Genomic DNA, 18703 nt, shown 5'->3' on the forward strand with positions numbered 1-18703 from the left:
CATAATGTCAGCTTAATCGGCCAACCGCCTAATCGGCATTTTTCTACGGGACTCACCATGCACGTACTGGTTTGCGAAGACGATGAGTTGATCGCCAGTGGCATCGTCGCCGGGCTGACGGCCCAGGGCTTGACGGTCGAACACGTCAACACCGCCTCCAAGGCGCGGGCGATCCTCAAGGTTGCCGAATTCGACGTGATGGTGCTCGACCTCGGTTTGCCGGACGAAGATGGCCTCAAACTGCTGCAGCAACTGCGTCAGCAGGGCCTGGAAATTCCGGTGCTGATCCTCACTGCGCGGGATTCGGTCACCGACCGGGTCGACGGTTTGCAGTCCGGCGCCGACGATTACCTGCTCAAGCCGTTCGATTTGCGCGAACTGTTCGCTCGTCTGCAAACCCTGCTGCGCCGCGTGGCCGGGCGTAGCGTCAACCTGATCGAGCACGGCGCGCTGACTTACGACCCGAGCAGCCGCGAAACCACCCTGGCGGGCCGTTCGGTGGACCTGTCCCGTCGCGAGCAATCCCTGCTGCAAGCCTTGCTGCACAACCGTGGCCGGGTGCTGTCCACCGAGCAATTGAAGGACAGCGTCTACGGTTTCAACGATGAACTGGAGAGCAACGCGCTGAACGTGCACATCCACCACCTGCGCAGCAAACTCGGCAAGGGCATCGTCGAAACCGTACGTGGTCTGGGCTATCGCCTGGGCCCGGCCGATGGTGGAGAACCTGACAAGTGATGAGCCTGCGCCTGCGCCTGAGCCTGACCCTCGGCGCCGCATTCGCGCTGATCTGGGCCTTGGCGGCGGCCTGGATGCTCAGCGACCTGCGCAACCAGATGATGTTTTCTCTCGACCAGCGGCTGGTGGCTTCGGCACGAATGGTCGCCGGATTGCTGGAGCAATTGCCGGCGATACCGAGCAAAGGCGAGGGCACTCACTTCAGCGCCGAACAACTGAACATTCCCGGCGGGATGGCCTGCCAGGTCAGCTCGTTGCGCGGCGAAATCCTCGCCCGCAGCCACAACAATCCGGAACAGGCACTGGAAGCGCAGAAGATGGGCTTCCATGACCAGATGATCGACGGTGCACCGTGGCGCACCTTCACCCTGGCCCGGGGCGATGTGCGCATCACTACCGCTGACCGGGTGATCGAGCGTGAAGCCTTGAACATGTCGATCCTGCTGGCGGCTTCGGTGCCGGTGGGTGTGGCGCTGCTTGGCTGCCTGTGCCTGCTGTGGCTGGGGATCGGTCAGGGGCTGGCGCCGCTCAATCGCTTGCGCGAAGCCTTGATGCGGCGCAATGCCGACTCGCTCGAACCGTTGCAGTTGCAATCGTTCCCCAGCGAACTGAAACCGCTGCTTGAAACTCAGAACCAACTGTTCCAGCGCATCGGCAAGACTATCGAGCGCGAGCGTCGCCTGACCGGTGACGCCGCCCATGAACTGCGCAGCCCGCTGACGGCGATCAAGACTCACCTGCAAGTGGCGCGCATGACCGAAGGCAGTGCCCGCGATCAGTCCCTGGCCCGGGCCGAGGAGGGCGCCGATCGCTTGCACCGGACCCTGGAGCAATTGCTGTTGCTGGCCCGGGTCGAGGGCAGTCTGTCGTTCGACGACGGCGTGCAGTGCAGCGCCGAGCAAGTGGCGAAACTGGCGATTCAGGACTCTGCCAGCGGCGAGCGTCAACGGATCAAACTGCATCTGCCCGAAAAGTTGTCCGGCGCGCCTCTGCAAATGCCGGCAGTGTTGTCGATCGCGGCCTTGCGCAACCTGCTCGATAACGCCCTGCGCCATACCCCGACGGAAGGTGCCGTGGAGCTGAGCCTGGAAACCACCGGCAACCGTGTGCGCTTTGTGGTTCGCGATCATGGGCCGGGGATTGCGCCGGACGATCTGCAACACCTGACCCAACGGTTCTGGCGCAACGGCCAGAGCACCGGCTGCGGGCTCGGGCTGGCGATTGTCCAGGCAATTGTCCAACGCTGTGCCTGCACCCTGCATTTCGACAGTCGCCCGGATGGCTTGCGGGTCGAGCTGACCATGCCGCTGCAACCGGCCTGAGCCCGGCACATCAAATGTAACCTCTCTCCATTGGTCATCGGCCGGCCACGACGCTATTGTCGCCCCAGCCTTTGACTCAATGGATTGAGGGAAACAGCGCCATGGATGCATCCATCTACATTTGCCCGGCCACCCCGGCCGATGCCGGCATCATCAGCCGCATCATCGAGCGTTCGATCCGCGTCGGTTGTGCGCTCGACCATCGTAACGACCCCCACCTTGTCGATGCCTGGATCCGCCAGCAATCGCCGGAACACATCAGTGCCTGGCTCACCGATCCACAGCGTTATCTGAACATCGCCCTGATGCAGGGCCGACCGGTGGGCGTCGGCATGGCGCTGGCCGACGGCGATGTCACCCTTTGTCATGTGCAGCCGGAATGGTTTCGCCGGGGCGTCGGCCGGGCCCTGATGGCTGACCTTGAAGGCTGGCTGCTGACTCTCGGCAGCGCCCGTTCCGTGCTCACCAGCACCCGCACCGGTGAAGCCTTTTATCGGCGTCTGGGGTATCGCGAATCGGCGCCGCCGCTCATTCGCCACGGCATGCGCAGCCTGCCGATGCACAAGTCGCTGCCGCTGTCGGCATGACAACTCGCTCAAGGGTGTAAATCCTTGAGGGGCTGGTGCGTTTCCAGAACAGGAAAACCTGCATGTGCGCCCCGCGACCGGAACGCGCACCTGTGCGGTGTGCAGTTTTGGTCACTATCCATAGCGAATTGAGGGGTCGAGAGATGTCAGTCGCCACCAGCCTTATCGAAGAGTCGTCGGCCCGGATCGCCTCCGCGCCGGCGGAAACGCTGTATCAGTTCAATGAATCGCCGCTGCTGGCCCGCCAGAGCCAGCAGGAATCCAATGCCCGCAGCTACCCGCGGCGCATTCCCCTGGCGCTGAAGCGTGCCAAGGGGCTGTATGTCGAAGACGTTGAAGGCCGCACCTTCATCGATTGCCTGGCCGGTGCCGGCACCCTGGCGCTGGGGCACAACCATCCGGTGGTGATCGAGGCCATCCAGCAGGTGCTGGCCGATGAGCTGCCGCTGCACACCCTCGACCTGACCACGCCGGTGAAGGATCAATTTGTTCAGGACCTGTTCGGGTTGCTGCCGCCAGCATTGGCCAAGGAAGCGAAAATCCAGTTCTGCGGCCCGACCGGCACCGACGCCGTGGAAGCCGCGCTGAAACTGGTACGTACCGCCACCGGACGCAGCACCGTGCTGTCGTTCTCCGGCGGTTACCACGGCATGAGTCAGGGCGCGTTGAGCCTGATGGGCAGCCTTGGTCCGAAAAAACCGTTGGGCGCGCTGCTCAGCAACGGCGTGCAATTCATGCCGTTCCCGTACGACTACCGTTGCCCGTTCGGCCTCGGTGGCGCGGCGGGTGTGAAGGCCAACCTGAGTTACCTGGAAAACCTGCTCAACGACCCGGAGGCCGGGGTGCAATTGCCGGCGGCGGTGATCGTCGAGGCGGTGCAGGGCGAGGGCGGTGTGATTCCGGCGGACATCGAGTGGCTGCGCGGTCTGCGTCGCATCACCGAAAAGGCGGGTGTTGCACTGATCGTCGACGAGATCCAGAGCGGTTTCGCCCGCACCGGCAAGATGTTCGCCTTCGAGCACGCCGGCATCACCCCGGACGTGGTCGTGCTGTCCAAAGCCATCGGCGGCAGCCTGCCGCTGGCGGTGGTGGTTTACCGCGACTGGCTCGACACCTGGCAGCCGGGCGCTCATGCCGGCACCTTCCGTGGCAACCAGATGGCGATGGCCGCCGGTTCCGCGGTGATGCGTTACCTGGTCGAACACAAGGTCTGCGAACACGCCGCCGCCATGGGCGAACGCCTGAGCGAGCACCTGCACATCCTGCAGCGTGACTTCCCGCAACTGGGTGACATTCGTGGTCGTGGCCTGATGCTCGGTGTCGAGCTGGTCGATCCGAACGGTGCGCCGGATGCGCTGGGCCATCCACCGGCCTTCGCACGTCTGGCGCCGCTGGTACAGCGCGAATGCCTCAAGCGTGGCCTGATTCTGGAATTGGGCGGGCGGCATGGCGCGGTGGTGCGGTTCCTGCCGCCACTGGTGATCACCGCCGCTGAAATCGACCGCGTCGCCGAGATCTTCGGTCGTGCACTGAGTGCCGCGACCGCTGCCCTGTAAATTTTTCGCCGCGCCGAACGTTCCTTCTACATACCCGGCTGCACCCACCGTGCAGCCCACCCCTACAACGATGGAGACACAGCATGACGTCAGTATTCGACCGCGAGGACATCCTCTTTCAGGTCGTGGTCAACCACGAAGAGCAGTACTCGATCTGGCCGGATTACAAGGCTATTCCGGAAGGCTGGCGCACCGTGGGCAAGAGCGGCCTGAAAAAGGAATGCCTGGCCTACATCGAAGAAACCTGGACTGACATGCGTCCGCTAAGCCTGCGCCAGAAGATGGAAGCGCAAGCGGCTGCACAGTAAGTCACCGGCCAAAAAGAAACCCGCTGGACTGGAAACAGTCAGCGGGTTTTTTCATGTCCGGAGGAACGGTGTTACGCGCCGCTCAAGCCCTTGAGCAGTGCATCCACATTCCCTTCCAGTTCTGCCACAGGATCCGCCGCATCGGTGCTCAGCACCAGCAAATGACTGCCCGACTCGGCAATTGCCGCTTTCACGGCGTCCGACGGTTGCCGATGGTGCAGCACCACCGCCACGTCGTTGTCCTTGAGCGTGGCGGTCAACTTCTTCAGATCTTCCGGTGTCCATTCGGCATCCGGTCGCGGGTCCTGCCCGACCAACTCCAGATTCAGGCTGCCGATCAGATAGCCGAAGTGATCGCTCAGGCTCATCACGCTCAGATTGTCGGCACTGGCCAGGCGCGCTTCGCTGTCGGCACTGAGTTTCAGCAGGCGCTGTTTCAGTGCGGCCAGGTTGGCTTCGATCTTCGGTTTGTCCTTCGGTGCCAGGCGCACCAGGTCCGCCGCCATCACGTCGGCCATGCGCCCCATGTTGTTGCTGGCCAGCCACGGTTGGCTGTTCAGGCCATCGACGTTCAGCCCCGGTTGCACGGCGATGCCGGGCAGGGCGCCGTCCACCGGGCGGGCGGCATCGACTTCGACGATGCGGATGTTGCTGCGTCGGGCAATCGGGTACAGCGGATCATCGGCCCACAGCGAGCGCACGCCGATCACCGCATCGGCGCCGGTGGCCAGTTTGCTCAGCTCTGGAGCACCGCGCCCGGTGAAGTACGCGGTCTGGCGGCTGCCCGGCAGATTTGCCGGCGCTGCGCGTTCGAGGCTGATGTCGGTGCCCTTGAGCAACACTTCGCCCAGACCGTAGGTGATTGGCAACGAGGCCAGCACCCGCAGCGGTTTGGCGCTTTCGGCGGCGAATACGTTGGTCGTGGTCACGCTGCACAGGGCGATGGCCAGGGTCAGTTGTCGCAATGAAAAAGCCATTTATCCAAGGTTCCCTTTCAGACTGGGGACGACGCCCCGGGCAATCGCGGCGAGGGCGAAACCGATGCCGGCGACGAGGATGATCGCGGCACCGGACGGAATCGGCAGGTCGAACACGATCGGCGCAAGAATCCCGCACAGCGTACTGATCGTGGCAATCAGCACCGAACACCAGAAAAAGCCTTTGAGCGACTGGCTGAGCAGACGTGCCGCCGCTGCCGGAATCACCAGCAGCGCACCGACCAGAATCGCACCAATGACTTTTACCGCCGCGACGGTGATCAGGGTCACCAGAATCACGAACAGGTAATCCAGAGTCTTCACGGCAACACCGCGCACCGCTGCCAGTTGTGGGTTGAAACTGGCGAGCATGATGCGGTTGTACAGCGGCAAGGCCAGGGCCATCACCAGCGAACCGACGATGGCCAGCACCGCCAGATCATTGCCGTTGACCGTCAGCACCGAGCCGAACAGTACGTTTTCCAGAATGTGCACGTTGATCTTGCCCGCCAGGATCAGCAGCAGGCTGGCACCCAGCGCCAGGGACACCGACAGGAACACGCCGATCAGCGTGTCCGGGGCCAGGCCGGTACGGTTGCGCAGGTAATTGAGCAGGATGCCGAACAACAGGCAGTAGCCGAACAGGCTGCCGTACGGCCCGGTGTAGGGTTCGCCGAGCAGGATGCCGATGGCCACGCCGGTCAGCGCCGCGTGACCGACCGCCTCGGAGAAAAACGCAAAGCGCTTGACCACCACCAACGTGCCGAGACCGCCGAGCACCGGGCCGATCAACAGGCCGGCGAGCAGCGCGTTGACCACAAAACCGTAGGCCAGGGCTTCCGGCAGGTAACCGGAGGTGGCCCAGCCCTGCACCATCAAACGAAAGGCTTCGTAACTCATCAGGCAGCGCTCCGTGGATGGGTCGAGAACAGGGTCAGCAGGCGTTCCGGGGTCAGGGCCTGTTGCGGGGTGGCGTCGAACAGCACCCGGCGGTTGAGGCCGGTGACGCGATTGGCCAGACGCCCGACGGCTTCCAGATCGTGTTCGATCCACAGCACGGTGATGCCCGCCGCGCGCCAGTCGCCGAGCAGGCGTTCGAATACCTGGATCCCGGCTTCGTCCAGGGCCGACATCGGCTCATCGAGCACCAGCAATTGCGGGGCGGGGATCAGGCCTTGAGCGAGCAGCACCCGCTGGCGCTCACCGCCGGACAGCGCGCCCATCCTGCGCTTGCGTTTGTCCTGCATGCCGACCCGCTCCAGCGCCTCACCGATGGCGCCGGCGTAGCGTTTGCTCAGGCCGAGAAACGCCGGGCGACGCTGACACATGGCGGCCATGAAATCATCGACGGTCATCGGCAGACCTCGATCGAATTCCAGCGCCTGCGGCACGTAGCCGATAGTGCCGGGCTCGCCGGGCCATTGCAGGCTGAGCCGACCCTGATGCGGCATCTGCCCGAGCAGGGTCTTGATCAGCGAGCTCTTGCCGCCGCCGTTGGGGCCGACCAGTGCATGCACGCTGCCGGGCTGCACCTGGAAGGTCACCTTGTCCAGAATCGTGGTGCGACCGAGGGTCAGGCTGACCTCGGCAAATTCCAGGGTCGGGCCACTGCTGATGATTGAGAGGTTTTCCTGAGCCGTCATGCGCCGGACTCCTGAATTGCCCGAACGACGGTGTTGAGGTTGCCGGTCATTTCCTTTTCGTACTTGTCGGCGGTGTATTCGCCGTAGGAAATGTGCGACAGCGGGTACAGCTTCACACCGGATTCGCGTTGAATGGTCTCGACGTAAGTGGACGGGAAATCCATCTCGGAGAAGATCACCTTCACATCCAGTTCGCGCAGTTGATCGATGGTTTTCTTCAACTGGCTCGGGCTGGGCTCGATGCCGTGGGCCGGCTCGACCACCGCCGTCACTTCCAGGCCGAACTCGCGCAGCAGGTAGTCGTAAGCGGCGTGCACCGTGGCGACCCGCAGTTCGGCGTTTGGCGCCTGGGTCAGTTTTGCCAAGGCGTCGGCGCGCATCTGCCGCAGGCGTTTGCCGTAGGCGCGGGCGTTCTGCGTGTAGGTTTTGGCGTTATCCGGGTCGAGCTTGCCGAGTTCCCGGGCGATGTTGTTGACCTGGGCAATCGAGGCGCTGATCGACAGGAACGTGTGCGGGTTCACCACTTTGCCGGCACCGCGCGCTGCGACTCCGGTGGCGGCCAGCAGCGGCACGTTTTCGTTGGCTTCGATGGTCTTGATGTTCGGCGTTTCGCTGGCGGCGATCATGCGGTCGGCGAAGTCGTCATGGCCGACGCCGTTGAGCACGATCACGTCCAGCCCGCTGATGCGCTTGATGTCTTCGGCACGGGGTTCGTAGGCGTGCGGGTTGAAGCCGGCGGGAATCAGCGGCACGACGTCGGCCTTGTCGCCGACGATGTTCGCCACATAGCTGTAATAAGGGTGCAGGGTGATGCCGATGCGCAGGCGTTTGGCCGGATCGGCGCTGGCCAGCGGGCTCAGCAGGCAGGCGCACAGGCCGATCAGCAGCAGGCGCAGGAAAGGACGGCGTTGAGATGAACTAGGCATGGGCAAGCGGTCTTCTCTCGAATGAAGGCGAGGGTTCAATGACGATGTTCGCGGGTCACCCCGGCATCGAATTGCGCGACGATCTGTTTCCATCCGGCAGCGGTCAGTGCTGCGTCGGACAGGTCTGTCGGCGCTTGCAGATCGGCGGCGCGGTTGAGCCAGATGTCCGGCGTGGCGTCATCTGCAGCGTTCAGGCGCATCAGAAACGAGCCGGCCACGGCGGGTGCCTGGCTGTGGCCGAAGTAGGCGGTGTCGGCCAGCAATTGCCAGGCATGGCCGCCACGGCTCACGGAGCTGGCGTCCTGGGCGAACGGCGCGAAACCTTCATCCGCCAGGTTTTGCGGGGTCGGCAGCGCTTGCTGTTCTTCACGCAACAGGTGGATCTCGTCGAGGGTTACTCGCAGGTCGGCGTAGATGCCTTGCTCGCTGGCGCCGAGGTCGCGGCGGGCGTCGAGCTGATGGCTGGAAACCGGTTCGGGTTCGTGGGACACCCCGCGCCACGCCACCACGGAGCCGGCGACCGCGAGGATCAGCAGGCACATCAGCAGCACATTGAGGGTTTCATGGCCGGCACCGGCCGGGCGAACAACTTGAGTGGTCGGCGTGGTCATGGGGCTTCGATATCCGCTTGGTCGATTTCGACGACATGGCCGGGGCCAGCGTCGAACAGCACGTAGAACTCGGCGCCGGGTTTCTTGAAGGTCAGGGTCGAATCGGCGCCGAGCTTGCCCGGCACCAGGATGGTTTCGTCGTAGCCGATCACATCGAGGGTCACCCCCGGCGCGCCGCTGCCGTCGGAGAAACCGCCGGTGCATTTGATCTGCTCGGCATCGATGGCCTTGCACTCGCACATCGGGTTGTGGGCCAGGGCGCTGGCGCTGAAACCGGCACACAGCACCAGCAATGCAGTGCTCATGCTCAGACGGGAAGGGCGGCTCATGGTTTGGCTCCTTGTTTGTTCAGCCAGGCAATAGTGGCGGGGGAGGCCTGGCTCAGCGGAATCGAGGCTTGGTGCATGCTGCCGTCCCAGCCTTCCATGGTGATCCACAGTTCGGCGTCAGCTTTGGTTTTGTCCGGGACAGGCATTTGCGTGCCCATGCTGTAAGGCGTGCCGAAGAAGATCGAACCGGCGGCGCGCAGGCTGCGTGGCTTGCCGATGCGCAGGTAGGTGGCCTTGACCTGTTCGACACAGGCCTCGCACAGCGCGGCGCTAAAACCCTTCAGATAGCCGGCTGCGCCATCGGGAAGCGGCGCTTCGTTGCGAAACTCGGCCAGACGCAGGCTCCACGGACCCACCTGGACTTCGCCGATCTCGCGCTCACCCAGCCCGCTGTCACCGCGAAACAACGCCTGATCGGCGAAGTACCTGGGCATGAATCCCAGCGGAATCAGCAACAGCAGCACGTTGATGTGGAAGCGCCATTTATGCCAGATCGCGCTCAGCCGCGAAGGCTGAACCATGGGGGTGGACTTGCTCACAGGTTGGCCTCCGACGGTTCATGGTGCAGGGCCGGTTGTACCTGAACGCGCTGTTTCTTGTTCTCGCGCTTGAGGGCGTTGGCGGTCGCCAGCGCGGTGCGCTTGGTCCAGATCAACAGCCCGCTGAGGACCATCATGCTCAGCACCAGCCCGAAGAAGAACCAGATCAGCTTGATCCACAGTCCGCCGAAGTCGCCGGTGTGCAGCGGACGCATGGACTCGGTGACGAACTCCAGGGAGGTCCGATCGGAGAGCAGGCGCGAGGCGGCTACTTCACCGCTGTAGGGATTGAGCGTGGCTGACTGGAACATCAGCGGATACCAGCCGCGTCCCCGGATATCGAGGTGGCTGTAGGCGTTGCCGGGCAGATTGATGGTGCTGGCTTCGAACCCGGGAATCCGTTGCTGGGCGATTTCGATAGCGTGGTCCAGGCTGACCCGTGGCGGTGGCGAACCATCGGCGGACAACGGCACGCCTTCACGGGACATGGCCGCGATGATCGGCTCGCTGGAGATGGAAATATGGTTGTCGGAAAGAATGGCTTCGATCAGGAACCACACGGCGGTGACGGAGATCACCGCGATGAACCAGATCGACCAGATGCCACTGAGGCGGTGGAAATCGCCCCAGAAAATCCGCGCACCGTGACGCAGGCGCAGGGTCGGGCTGAAAAAGCCCTTCCAGAAACGTTTGTAGACCACCAGCCCGGTTACCAGTGACGCCAGCATCGGCAGTGCCAGAAACGACACCAGATACCAGCCCCAGCTGTAACCGTTGGTGAACGGCACCAGCCACCAGCCGTGCAAGGCTCGGGTGAAGGCACGGAAATTGAAGTCTGGTGCGGTGCCCTGAATCACACCGGTGTAAGGGTTGACGTAGACCGTCACCGAGCGCCCGTCAGGCTGACTGACGTTCACCTCCAGCGCGAAATGCGATTCGTCGGGGCGACTGATGCGTTCGACCAGCAACTGCGGCTCGGCAGTCTTGATCGCGGCGATGACCTGGTCGTAGCCCAGTAGCGGGGCATCGTCAGAGGGTTGGGTGGCGCGCATTTGCGGGTTCACCAGCCAGACGATTTCCTGGCTGACCACCGCCAGGGTGCCGGTGACGCAGACAATCAGAACAAAAAACCAGATCGGCAACGCCAGCCAGCTGTGTACCAGGAACCACAGTTTCGAGCGGGATTTCTTCGACATGATGACGGGTCTTGATTCGGTGAGAGGACTCGGCCACTACGGGCTTCGCAGCGCGGGAGTCCCTGATGGGCCGGTCGTGGCTTTTGCCTACGCGACTGGCCCGCATCTCTATAAGACGGATGACCGAAGCAAATCCCGATGAAGGATGTGAAAGTAAATGTTTCGCGACCGCAATCTCACCACGACGCCGGTCGGCGTTGTGGTGAGCGGTAGGAAAGGATGGCTCAGCGCAGGAATGCCAACGCTTCGGCGAGCAACAGTTCTGGGACTTCTTCGGCGAGGTAGTGGCCGGCGGGCAGAGACTTGCCGCGCACATCGGTGGCCACTTGTTGCCATTCCCTGAGCGGGTCGAAGCAACGACCGACCGTGCCTTCGGCGCCCCACAGCACCAGCAGCGGCAAGCTCAGATGATGGCCGGCCTCGAGGTCGGCGCGGTCATGTTCCAGGTCGATGTCGGCACTGGCCCGGTAGTCCTCGCAGATCCCACGAGCGCTGCCGGGCAGGCTCAGGCAACGCAGGTATTCAGCGAACGCTTCGTCAGTGAACGGCTTGAGCCCGGCGCTGCGGCTGCCCATGACGCTGCGCAGATAGGCTTCGGGATCGGCTTCGATCAGGGTTTCCGGCAGCGGCGCCGGGCGGATCAGGAAAAACCAGTGCCAGTAGGCCCGGGCGAAGGCTTCGTTGGTCTGGCTGTACATCGCCAGGGTCGGCGCAATGTCCAGCAACACCATGCGTTGCACGGTGGCGGGATGATCGAGGGCCAGGCGATGGGCGACTCGGGCCCCACGGTCGTGGGCGAGGATCGAGAACTGCGTAAAGCCCAGCGCTTGCATCAGTTCCACGCCGTCGCGGGCCATTTCGCGTTTGGAATAGCTGGTGTGCCGCTCATCGGCCGGCGGTCGGCCGCTGTCGCCGTAACCGCGCAGGTCGGCGGCGACCACGGTGAAGTGCTCCGCCAGTTGCTCGGCGACCTTGTGCCAGATGACGTGGGTCTGCGGGTGCCCGTGCAACAACAGCAGGCCCGGCCCGCTGCCTTTGATGCGGTAGGTGATGTCCACGCCGTTGACGTGGCGCTGGTCTTTGACGAATCCGGCAAACATCGGGGGTGATCCTTTATTCAGGCGGTTGGCCTGCATCCTGAAATCGCCGGGCGTTCATGACAAGGCGTGAAGCGTGGTTCGACGGTTCATGAATCGTGTTCGCCCATCCCCGCGCGTTGCGCGGGAATGGACATTCGTTGTTGCTAACCCTGCTGGAACAGCTCTTTCGCCCGCTGCTCGATCTGCTCCTGGGTCAGGTCCTCCTTGCGCGTTGCCAGAAACCACAGATGCCCGTACGGATCTTTCAATGTACCGCTGCGGTCGCCGTAGAACTGATCCTTGACCTCGGACACGGCTGTCGCCCCGGCATCCAGTGCGCGCTGGAACGACTTGTCGACATCGGTCACGTACAGATGCAAGCCGACGGACACGGCTTTGTCCGGATTGCTCAACGGACCTTGATCGCACGGCGAGCCGAGCATGATTGCGCTGTCACCGATGCGCAGTTCGGCGTGGCCGATACCGCCGTCGGGCATGGCCAGGCGCATGACTTCGGTGGCACCGAACGCCTTTTTATAGAAATCGATGGCCTCGGCGGCCTTATGGATGCCGAGATACGGGGTAATGCTGTGATACCCCTCGGGAATAGGTTGAACGCTCATGGCGTACTCCTTGTTTTTGTCGCCCTGATTTTATGGGGGGTTGAAGGTGTGCCTTCGCCGGGGTTACCGGTCGCTCAACTATAGGCGTGTGTCGCCGGCCCGACCGAGTACCCGACGAGCAGTGTTCAGCCATCGACAGTGAAGCAACAGAATGCGCGGGTTTTCATCGTTCTATCCTGCGGAAGTCCGCTGAAAGCCCCGAAAAACAAGGCCTGTCAGTCAGGCACAGAAGCTGCAATGACCCGGTACAACACCGATACCGAGAGTCATCCATGTCTGAATCTGCCGTTTATCCGATCAACCCGCCGGCCGCCCACCGTATCGCCGACGCCGCCGAAGCCTTGCGCGTGGCCGAACAGGTCGCCGCCGTTTTGCAGGAGCACGCCGCCGAGCGCGACCGCAGCCGTGAAGTGCCCGCCGAGATCGTCGACCTGTATTCCAACAGTGGTCTGTGGGGCATCAGCGTGCCGAAGGAGTACGGCGGCGCCCAGGTGTCCTACGCGGTGCTGGCCCAGGTGATCGCGATTATTTCCGCCGCCGATCCGTCCCTCGGACAGATCCCGCAAAACCATTACTGCCTGCTCGAAGACATCCGCCTGCAAGGCACGCCGGCGCAGCAGGCGCATTTCTTCGAACTGGCGCTGCAAGGTCATCGTTTCGCCAATGCGCTGTCGGAAACCGGCGGCAAGAACGTGCAGGACATTCAGGCAACCATCCGCCGTTATGGCGACGGATTCGTGATCAACGGCCGCAAGGGTTACTGCACCGGTTCGCTCTACGCCCACTGGCTGGCGGTGCTGGCGCTGGATGAAGAACAGAAGGGCCAGTTGGCCTTTGTCGAACGTGGCACGAAAGGGCTGGTGATCGTTGATGACTGGGACAGCATCGGCCAGCGCACCACGTCCAGCGGTACGGTGCTGGCAGAAGATCTGCAGGTGGCGCCGTTCAATCTGTTCCCGACTTATCGCTCCTACGAAAGCCCGACCCTGGCCGGACCGTTCGCCCAGTTGACCACCGCCGCCATCGACGCCGGCATCGCCCGGGCGGCGCTGCGCGACACCGTTGAATTCGTTCGTCAGTTTGCCCGGCCATGGATCGACGCGGGGGTGGACAAGGCCAGCGAAGATCCGCTGACGATCATTCAGATCGGCGCACTGGAAATCCGTCTGGAAGCCGCCGAAGCCCTGCTCGAACGCGCCGGTTGGGCGCTCGACGCCGCGCGCCCGGCGCCCGATGAAGACAACGTCGCGCTGGCGTCCCTGGCCGTGGCCAAGGCCAAAGTGCTGACCACCGAAATCGCCATCGAGGCCAGCAACAAGTTGTTCGAACTCGGTGGCACCCGCTCGACCCTGAAGAAGCACAACTTCGACCGTCACTGGCGCAACGCCCGGGTCCACACCCTGCATGACCCGGTGCGCTGGAAGTATCACGTGGTCGGCAACTGGCTGCTCAACGGCGTCAAGCCACCGCGCCACGACTGGTCCTGATCATGGCCGAGTGGTTCAAACACCTTTACTGGACCGACATTGCCCAGGCCTGTCTCGACACCCTGAGCATGCTCGGCGCGGCGCTGCTGTTCACGGTGTTGCTGGGCTTGCCGCTGGGGCTGCTGCTGTTTCTCACCGGCAAGCGCCAGTTGCATGAAACGGTCGGCGTGTACCGGGTGCTGTCGGTGATCGTGAACATGCTGCGTTCGCTGCCGTTCATCATTTTGCTGATCGTGTTGATTCCGCTGACCACGCTGCTGGTGGGCACTTCGCTGGGCGTGCCGGGCACCATTCCGCCATTGGTGGTCGGCTGCACACCGTTCTTTGCGCGACTGGTGGAAACCGCGTTGCGCGAAGTCGATCGCGGCGTGGTCGAGGCGACCCAGGCGATGGGCGCCAACACTTGGCAGATCATTCGCCACACGCTGTTGCCGGAAGCCCGGGGCGGGTTGCTGGCGGCGGTGACGGTCACCGCCATCGTGCTGGTGGATTACACGGCGATGGCCGGCGTGATCGGTGGCGGCGGGCTCGGCGATCTGGCGATCCGCTACGGCTATCAGCGCTTTCAGACCGACGTGATGGTGGTCACCGTGGTGTTGCTGCTGATTCTGGTACAGGTCCTGCAAATGACCGGAGACCGTCTGGTGGCGCACTTCAGCCGACGCTGACAAAAACAAGTTCAACCCATAAAAGGCCCCACGTTCACCCCACGACGGCCACTCAAATCTGCCTTGGAGCACAACATGAAAAAGACCCTGGCCGTTCTGGCTGCCGTTCTGTCGTTCGGCGCTCACGCCAACGAAAAACTGATCGTCGGTGCCACCCCGGTGCCGCACGCGGAAATCCTCGAGTTCGTCAAACCGACCCTGGCCAAGGAAGGCGTGGATCTGGACATCAAGGTCTTCACCGACTTCATCCAGCCCAACCAGCAACTGGCGCTGAAAAATCTCGACGCCAACTATTACCAGTACCGGCCGTTTCTCGATGATTTCAACAAGACCCGCCATACCAATCTGGTGCCGGTCGTCGGCGTGCACATCGAACCGTTCGGCGCCTACTCGACCAAGATCAAGAACATTTCGGAGCTGAAGGACGGCGCGAGCGTGTCGATCCCCAACGACCCGGTGAACACCGGCCGCGCCCTGGTGCTGTTGCACGAGGCGGGGCTGATCAAACTCAAGGATCCGAGCAACACCCTGGCCACCCAGCGCGACATCGTCGAAAACCCCAAGCACCTGAAAATCCGTGAACTGGAAGGTGCGTTGCTGGCCCGTTCCGTGAGTCAGGTGGACCTGGCCTTCGTGTTCGCCAACTACGCGCTGGAAGCCGGGATCGACACCAACAGCGCGCTAATCGTCGAGAAGGGCAAAAGCCTGTACATCGAGTTTCTGGTCGCACGTCCCGACAACATCAACGATCCGGGCCTGCAGAAACTGGCCAAGGCGTTGAATTCCGATGAAGTGCGTCAGTTCATTCTGACCCGCTACAAAGGGCAGATTGCGCCGGGCTTCTGATGGAGTGATCTGAGGGCTCCCACGAAAAGGGAGCCCTCAGGTGGGGATATCGAGAAAGTGCGCTCCTGGCCCCTGTTCGCCCAGCACATCCCCCTGATTGCGCAGCGGACACGCCTCCATCGACAGGCATCCGCAACCGATGCAGCCGGTCAGTCGATCCCGAAGCAGCATCAACTGATTGATTCGCTCATCCAGCTCCCGCCGCCACTGTTCCGACAACACTTTCCAGTCCGCCGCCGTCGGTGCGCGGTTGTCCGGCAACTGTTTCAACGCCTCGCCGATTTCCGCCAGTGGAATGCCCAGCCGTTGCGCCACCTTGATCAACGCCACCCGCCGCAACACTTCCCGTGGGTAACGCCGCTGGTTGCCGGCATTGCGCTGGCTTTTGATCAAACCTTTGGATTCATAGAAATGCAGGGCAGTGACGGCCACGCCACTGCGGGCCGCGACTTCGCCGACGGTGAGTTGCCTGTGCACATTTTCCGCTGCGACCATTTGAACATTGCCCCTTGACCTCTAGTTAACTCGAGGTTTTACCCTGCAGGCCTTCGAACCGCAAGATTCACCTGACAGAGTGGGGATGTCATGCAAGCACCAGCGAAAAACCGCAGCTTCACCCAATTGATCGAATTTGAAATCGAACCCGCCCAACAACCGGCGCTGGTCTCGGCGCTGACCGTGCAGACCGAGCGTCTGGCCCAGCGTTATGCCGGATTCGTCAGCGCCAGCGTTCAGGCCAGTGACGATGGCCGGCGTGTGTTGGGGTTCCTGCAATGGCAATCCCGCGAGGCGGGGGAGGCGGCGTTCCAGAGTTTCGAAACCGGCGAGCAGGACTTCTGGCAGTTGATCCGCACCCATCAGGCGCGCACCGTGACCTTCGGTTCATTCCAGGTGCTGAGCAGCATCGCCCGCAGTCATGACGATGGCTTGCACTGCCAATTGGTGGGCTAGATCGACAACTGGATCAAGCGTTCGCCTTGCAGGTTTTCTGTGGGTCGTCGCTTGTTGACTGCCAGTTCGCCGATCTTGATCAGCCGCGTGCGGGTCACGTTACGGCTCAGGCCGAGCAGCGCGGCGGTGTGCACCTGGTTGTAGTGGCAGAAGCGATAGGCCGAACGCAGCAACGCGTCCTCGACCTTTTCATGCAGCGCGCCGGCCTGTTGTTCGAAGAGCTTCTGGAAAGCGCGTTCGAGTAGCGCTTCCGGTGAGTCGTCGACATTGGAATGCTGGTCGTCCGGGCGATCGATACGCAAGTTCGACAGGCGCAGATCATCGCGCTCGATCACGCCGTTGCGGCAGATCAGCAGCGTGTGGTGGATGACGTTTTCCAGTTCGCGGATGTTGCCCGGCCAACTGTAGCCGCGCAGTTTGTGCTCGGCGCCGGGGCTGATGGTGATGCGTCCGTAACCCAGACGCTGACTGTAAGCTTCGATAAAGTGCCGGGTCAGCGGCAGGATGTCGCCGGGTCGGTCGCGCAACGGGCTCAGCTCCAGATTGACCACGTTCAGCCGGTAATACAGATCCTCGCGGAAATGCCCGGCGTTGATGGCTTTCTCCAGTTGCACGTTGGTCGCCGCCAGCACCCGTACATCGATGGGAATGCTCTTGCGCGAACCCAGTCGCACCACTTCACGCTCCTGCAATACCCGCAGCAATTTGACCTGGATCGCCATCGGCAAATCGCCGATCTCATCGAGGAACAAGGTGCCGCCATCCGCCTCTTCGAACCACCCGGCCTTGGCGCTGAGGGCGCCGGTGAAGGCGCCTTTTTCGTGGCCGAACAGTTCGGCTTCCACCAGTGATTCGGAGAACGCCCCGCAGTTCACCGCAATGAATGGTCGGTTGCGCCGGTTGCTCAGGTTGTGGATGTGCCGCGCCACCAACTCCTTGCCGGTGCCGGTTTCGCCGATGATCAGCACACTGGCTTCGCTCGGCGCGACTTGTTGCAGATGCGCGAGCAAGGCCTGGGACTTCGGGTCTTCGAAGACCTGGGCGGTGGCGCGAATCGAAGTGGCCAGGGCGGGTGAGGGCGGTAGGGTCAGCAGTTGCATGGGTCTCGCTCCACGAAAGGAAATCAGGAATAGAACGTCGGCACCGGCAGGGACTGGTTCAGCGCCCAGTCGCCCAGCTCGTGGAGTTTGTAATCCAGCGGGTCGTGCAGGGTTTGCGTGCGCAGGTTGCGCCAGTGGCGGTCCAGGCGCAGCGACGCGTGGGTTGAACGGGCGCCGGTGACTTCGAACAGCCGGCTGCAAATCTCCAGGCCCTGACGACTGGCGGCGACCTTGGCCGTGGCAATCGCCGTGGCCAGGTGACCGCGTTCTTCGGCGCTGAGGTTCGGGCCTTTGGCCCATGCCTCGTCGAGCAACGTGGCGGCGCGTTCCACCAGCAGACGGATGCCTTCGAGGGCGACCCAGAAATCGCCGTAATGGGCCAGCACATACGGGTCTTCACGCACCTCGCGCACCGAGGATTTGTGCCAGACGCGGGTTTCGCTGAGGGTGTATTGCCGCGCTTCTTCAAAGGCCCCTTCGGCGATACCGAGAAACATATGCGTGAACGTCAGTTGTGCAATCAATGGGCGCAAACAGGCGAACGGGGTACTCAACGGGCCCGGATCCAGCAGCAGTTCCGATTCCTCGACCCGTACCCGTTCGAACGTGGCGCTGCCGCTGTCGGTCTGGCGCTGGCCGATGTTGTTCCAGTCGTTGTGCAAGGTGATGCCGCTGCGCCCGCTGGGAATTGCCGCGATCAGCAGTTTGCCGCCGTTGCTTTCGTCCACCGCCGAGGCGATCAGCATTTGTGAATCGCTGGCGCCGGAGCAGAAGCTCTTCTTGCCGGAAAACTCGCGCCAGCCGCCCAGGTCCTTGACCACGGTGCGGGTGTCCAGCGGGTTGAGCGCGTTGCCCCAGAACCAGTTCTGCCGCGCGGTCTGTTCGAACCACGGTTGCCATTGTTCCGGGCGGGAAAACAGGCGCACGGTGGCCAGCATCAAATGATGAAAACCGAAGACGTGGGCGATCGAGCTGTCGACCTTGGCGAATTCGCGCACGACTTCCAGGGTTTCGCTCCAGCGCGCACCGAGGCCGCCGTATCGGGTGGGAATGCTCAGGGCCAGCAGACCGCTGTCGCGCAGGGCGTCGCGTTCGGCTTTCGGCGTACCGCCGCGTTCGTCGCGTTCGACGGCGGTCAGGGCGAATTCGGCGGCCAGTTGGCGGGCGGTCTGCAAGGGGGAGAGCAGGGTGCTTTGCGGTTTGGCGGTCACTCGGTC

Annotated in this window: 22 protein-coding genes; 9 read left to right on the plus strand and 13 right to left on the minus strand. The window is 62.9% G+C overall.

Annotated elements, in window-relative coordinates:
* The first annotated feature begins 57 nt into the window (after positions 1 to 57).
* The 5 genes from AC07N4_RS26800 to AC07N4_RS26820 all read left to right on the plus strand — a co-directional run bounded on the left by AC07N4_RS26800 (position 58) and on the right by AC07N4_RS26820 (position 4511).
* The gene (locus AC07N4_RS26800; RefSeq protein WP_085607085.1) at positions 58 to 738 is read left to right on the plus strand and encodes a response regulator; all 681 of its coding nucleotides are present in this window, start codon (positions 58 to 60) and stop codon (positions 736 to 738) included.
* On the plus strand, positions 738 to 2060 hold the full coding sequence (locus tag AC07N4_RS26805) for an ATP-binding protein (RefSeq protein WP_096821118.1): 1323 nt from the start codon (positions 738 to 740) through the stop codon (positions 2058 to 2060). The genes AC07N4_RS26800 and AC07N4_RS26805 overlap by 1 nt, the downstream gene beginning before the upstream one ends.
* 101 nt (positions 2061 to 2161) lie before the next feature.
* On the plus strand, positions 2162 to 2647 hold the full coding sequence (locus tag AC07N4_RS26810) for a GNAT family N-acetyltransferase (RefSeq protein WP_493066409.1): 486 nt from the start codon (positions 2162 to 2164) through the stop codon (positions 2645 to 2647).
* A 143-nt stretch (positions 2648 to 2790) separates the two neighbouring features.
* Positions 2791 to 4203, plus strand: coding sequence for an aspartate aminotransferase family protein (locus AC07N4_RS26815; protein WP_192552118.1), 1413 nt, complete (start codon positions 2791 to 2793; stop codon positions 4201 to 4203).
* A gap of 83 nt (positions 4204 to 4286) precedes the next feature.
* Positions 4287 to 4511, plus strand: a complete 225-nt coding sequence (locus AC07N4_RS26820) for an MbtH family protein (protein WP_085730638.1) — start codon at positions 4287 to 4289, stop codon at positions 4509 to 4511.
* A 71-nt stretch (positions 4512 to 4582) separates the two neighbouring features.
* On the opposite strand, the gene AC07N4_RS26825 is transcribed toward AC07N4_RS26820, so the two are convergent.
* The 10 genes from AC07N4_RS26825 to AC07N4_RS26870 form a co-directional block, all read right to left on the minus strand.
* Positions 4583 to 5488 carry a metal ABC transporter substrate-binding protein gene (locus AC07N4_RS26825; RefSeq protein ID WP_493066410.1) on the minus strand — a complete coding sequence of 302 codons (906 nt, stop codon included), beginning with the start codon at positions 5486 to 5488 and terminating at the stop codon, positions 4583 to 4585.
* Entirely contained in the window at positions 5489 to 6388 is a 900-nt protein-coding gene (locus AC07N4_RS26830) for a metal ABC transporter permease (RefSeq protein ID WP_102620415.1), read from the minus strand. It abuts the gene before it with no gap.
* On the minus strand, positions 6388 to 7131 hold the full coding sequence (locus AC07N4_RS26835; protein WP_273540246.1) for a metal ABC transporter ATP-binding protein: 744 nt from the start codon (positions 7129 to 7131) through the stop codon (positions 6388 to 6390). Before AC07N4_RS26835 ends, AC07N4_RS26830 begins: the two co-directional genes overlap by 1 nt.
* Positions 7128 to 8057 (minus strand): metal ABC transporter substrate-binding protein, encoded by a 930-nt coding sequence (locus AC07N4_RS26840; RefSeq protein ID WP_102620413.1) that lies wholly within the window; start codon positions 8055 to 8057, stop codon positions 7128 to 7130. Before AC07N4_RS26840 ends, AC07N4_RS26835 begins: the two co-directional genes overlap by 4 nt.
* 35 nt (positions 8058 to 8092) lie before the next feature.
* The gene (locus AC07N4_RS26845) at positions 8093 to 8668 is read right to left on the minus strand and encodes a DUF6162 family protein (protein ID WP_493066411.1); all 576 of its coding nucleotides are present in this window, start codon (positions 8666 to 8668) and stop codon (positions 8093 to 8095) included.
* Positions 8665 to 8997, minus strand: coding sequence for a hypothetical protein (locus AC07N4_RS26850; protein ID WP_096821127.1), 333 nt, complete (start codon positions 8995 to 8997; stop codon positions 8665 to 8667). Before AC07N4_RS26850 ends, AC07N4_RS26845 begins: the two co-directional genes overlap by 4 nt.
* A complete protein-coding gene (locus AC07N4_RS26855) occupies positions 8994 to 9518 on the minus strand; it encodes a PA2404 family protein (RefSeq protein ID WP_173861326.1) in 525 nt (174 codons plus the stop codon). The genes AC07N4_RS26850 and AC07N4_RS26855 overlap by 4 nt, the downstream gene beginning before the upstream one ends.
* A gap of 14 nt (positions 9519 to 9532) precedes the next feature.
* Positions 9533 to 10732 (minus strand): PepSY-associated TM helix domain-containing protein, encoded by a 1200-nt coding sequence (locus AC07N4_RS26860; RefSeq protein ID WP_493066412.1) that lies wholly within the window; start codon positions 10730 to 10732, stop codon positions 9533 to 9535.
* 224 nt (positions 10733 to 10956) lie between these two features.
* Positions 10957 to 11832, minus strand: coding sequence for an alpha/beta fold hydrolase (locus AC07N4_RS26865; RefSeq protein ID WP_493066413.1), 876 nt, complete (start codon positions 11830 to 11832; stop codon positions 10957 to 10959).
* 143 nt (positions 11833 to 11975) lie between these two features.
* On the minus strand, positions 11976 to 12434 hold the full coding sequence (locus AC07N4_RS26870; RefSeq protein WP_096821131.1) for a VOC family protein: 459 nt from the start codon (positions 12432 to 12434) through the stop codon (positions 11976 to 11978).
* A 272-nt stretch (positions 12435 to 12706) separates the two neighbouring features.
* Between AC07N4_RS26870 and AC07N4_RS26875 the strand changes: the two genes are divergently transcribed.
* From AC07N4_RS26875 to AC07N4_RS26885, 3 genes are all read left to right on the plus strand, one after another.
* The gene (locus tag AC07N4_RS26875) at positions 12707 to 13921 is read left to right on the plus strand and encodes an SfnB family sulfur acquisition oxidoreductase (RefSeq protein ID WP_493066414.1); all 1215 of its coding nucleotides are present in this window, start codon (positions 12707 to 12709) and stop codon (positions 13919 to 13921) included.
* 2 nt (positions 13922 to 13923) lie between these two features.
* The gene (locus AC07N4_RS26880; protein ID WP_493066415.1) at positions 13924 to 14589 is read left to right on the plus strand and encodes a methionine ABC transporter permease; all 666 of its coding nucleotides are present in this window, start codon (positions 13924 to 13926) and stop codon (positions 14587 to 14589) included.
* A gap of 75 nt (positions 14590 to 14664) precedes the next feature.
* A complete protein-coding gene (locus AC07N4_RS26885; RefSeq protein ID WP_085710692.1) occupies positions 14665 to 15435 on the plus strand; it encodes a MetQ/NlpA family ABC transporter substrate-binding protein in 771 nt (256 codons plus the stop codon).
* Positions 15436 to 15471: 36 nt separating this feature from the next.
* Here AC07N4_RS26885 and soxR read toward each other — a convergent pair whose 3' ends face one another.
* Complete coding sequence (soxR, locus tag AC07N4_RS26890; RefSeq protein WP_493066416.1) at positions 15472 to 15930, minus strand: redox-sensitive transcriptional activator SoxR; 459 nt, start codon at positions 15928 to 15930, stop codon at positions 15472 to 15474.
* A 90-nt stretch (positions 15931 to 16020) separates the two neighbouring features.
* Here soxR and AC07N4_RS26895 point away from each other — a divergent pair, with 90 nt between their 5' ends.
* Positions 16021 to 16386: an antibiotic biosynthesis monooxygenase gene (locus tag AC07N4_RS26895; RefSeq protein WP_102620404.1), complete on the plus strand. Its 366-nt coding sequence runs from the start codon at positions 16021 to 16023 to the stop codon at positions 16384 to 16386.
* Here the strand turns inward: AC07N4_RS26895 and AC07N4_RS26900 are convergent.
* Together AC07N4_RS26900 and AC07N4_RS26905 are read right to left on the minus strand one after the other, a co-directional pair.
* Positions 16383 to 17486, minus strand: a complete 1104-nt coding sequence (locus AC07N4_RS26900; RefSeq protein ID WP_096821136.1) for a sigma-54 interaction domain-containing protein — start codon at positions 17484 to 17486, stop codon at positions 16383 to 16385. The two genes, AC07N4_RS26895 and AC07N4_RS26900, sit on opposite strands and share 4 nt — an antisense overlap.
* 23 nt (positions 17487 to 17509) lie before the next feature.
* Positions 17510 to 18697 carry an acyl-CoA dehydrogenase family protein gene (locus AC07N4_RS26905; protein WP_096821137.1) on the minus strand — a complete coding sequence of 396 codons (1188 nt, stop codon included), beginning with the start codon at positions 18695 to 18697 and terminating at the stop codon, positions 17510 to 17512.
* Positions 18698 to 18703 lie beyond the last annotated feature (6 nt).

Source organism: Pseudomonas sp. GW821-FHT09E04 (assembly GCF_059416185.1).

Bases quoted from the DNA above. Each gene is read 5' to 3' on its own strand.
- AC07N4_RS26875 (WP_493066414.1), top strand. From the start codon at position 12,707: ATGTCTGAATCTGCCGTTTATCCGATCAACCCGCCGGCCGCCCACCGT.
- AC07N4_RS26880 (WP_493066415.1), top strand. From the start codon at position 13,924: ATGGCCGAGTGGTTCAAACACCTTTACTGGACCGACATTGCCCAGGCC.
- AC07N4_RS26815 (WP_192552118.1), top strand. From the start codon at position 2,791: ATGTCAGTCGCCACCAGCCTTATCGAAGAGTCGTCGGCCCGGATCGCC.
- AC07N4_RS26820 (WP_085730638.1), top strand. From the start codon at position 4,287: ATGACGTCAGTATTCGACCGCGAGGACATCCTCTTTCAGGTCGTGGTC.
- soxR (WP_493066416.1), bottom strand. From the start codon at position 15,930: ATGGTCGCAGCGGAAAATGTGCACAGGCAACTCACCGTCGGCGAAGTC.
- AC07N4_RS26825 (WP_493066410.1), bottom strand. From the start codon at position 5,488: ATGGCTTTTTCATTGCGACAACTGACCCTGGCCATCGCCCTGTGCAGC.
- AC07N4_RS26830 (WP_102620415.1), bottom strand. From the start codon at position 6,388: ATGAGTTACGAAGCCTTTCGTTTGATGGTGCAGGGCTGGGCCACCTCC.
- AC07N4_RS26845 (WP_493066411.1), bottom strand. From the start codon at position 8,668: ATGACCACGCCGACCACTCAAGTTGTTCGCCCGGCCGGTGCCGGCCAT.
- AC07N4_RS26865 (WP_493066413.1), bottom strand. From the start codon at position 11,832: ATGTTTGCCGGATTCGTCAAAGACCAGCGCCACGTCAACGGCGTGGAC.
- AC07N4_RS26810 (WP_493066409.1), top strand. From the start codon at position 2,162: ATGGATGCATCCATCTACATTTGCCCGGCCACCCCGGCCGATGCCGGC.
- AC07N4_RS26805 (WP_096821118.1), top strand. From the start codon at position 738: ATGAGCCTGCGCCTGCGCCTGAGCCTGACCCTCGGCGCCGCATTCGCG.
- AC07N4_RS26860 (WP_493066412.1), bottom strand. From the start codon at position 10,732: ATGTCGAAGAAATCCCGCTCGAAACTGTGGTTCCTGGTACACAGCTGG.
- AC07N4_RS26885 (WP_085710692.1), top strand. From the start codon at position 14,665: ATGAAAAAGACCCTGGCCGTTCTGGCTGCCGTTCTGTCGTTCGGCGCT.
- AC07N4_RS26850 (WP_096821127.1), bottom strand. From the start codon at position 8,997: ATGAGCCGCCCTTCCCGTCTGAGCATGAGCACTGCATTGCTGGTGCTG.
- AC07N4_RS26870 (WP_096821131.1), bottom strand. From the start codon at position 12,434: ATGAGCGTTCAACCTATTCCCGAGGGGTATCACAGCATTACCCCGTAT.
- AC07N4_RS26895 (WP_102620404.1), top strand. From the start codon at position 16,021: ATGCAAGCACCAGCGAAAAACCGCAGCTTCACCCAATTGATCGAATTT.
- AC07N4_RS26900 (WP_096821136.1), bottom strand. From the start codon at position 17,486: ATGCAACTGCTGACCCTACCGCCCTCACCCGCCCTGGCCACTTCGATT.
- AC07N4_RS26835 (WP_273540246.1), bottom strand. From the start codon at position 7,131: ATGACGGCTCAGGAAAACCTCTCAATCATCAGCAGTGGCCCGACCCTG.
- AC07N4_RS26800 (WP_085607085.1), top strand. From the start codon at position 58: ATGCACGTACTGGTTTGCGAAGACGATGAGTTGATCGCCAGTGGCATC.
- AC07N4_RS26855 (WP_173861326.1), bottom strand. From the start codon at position 9,518: ATGGTTCAGCCTTCGCGGCTGAGCGCGATCTGGCATAAATGGCGCTTC.
- AC07N4_RS26840 (WP_102620413.1), bottom strand. From the start codon at position 8,057: ATGCCTAGTTCATCTCAACGCCGTCCTTTCCTGCGCCTGCTGCTGATC.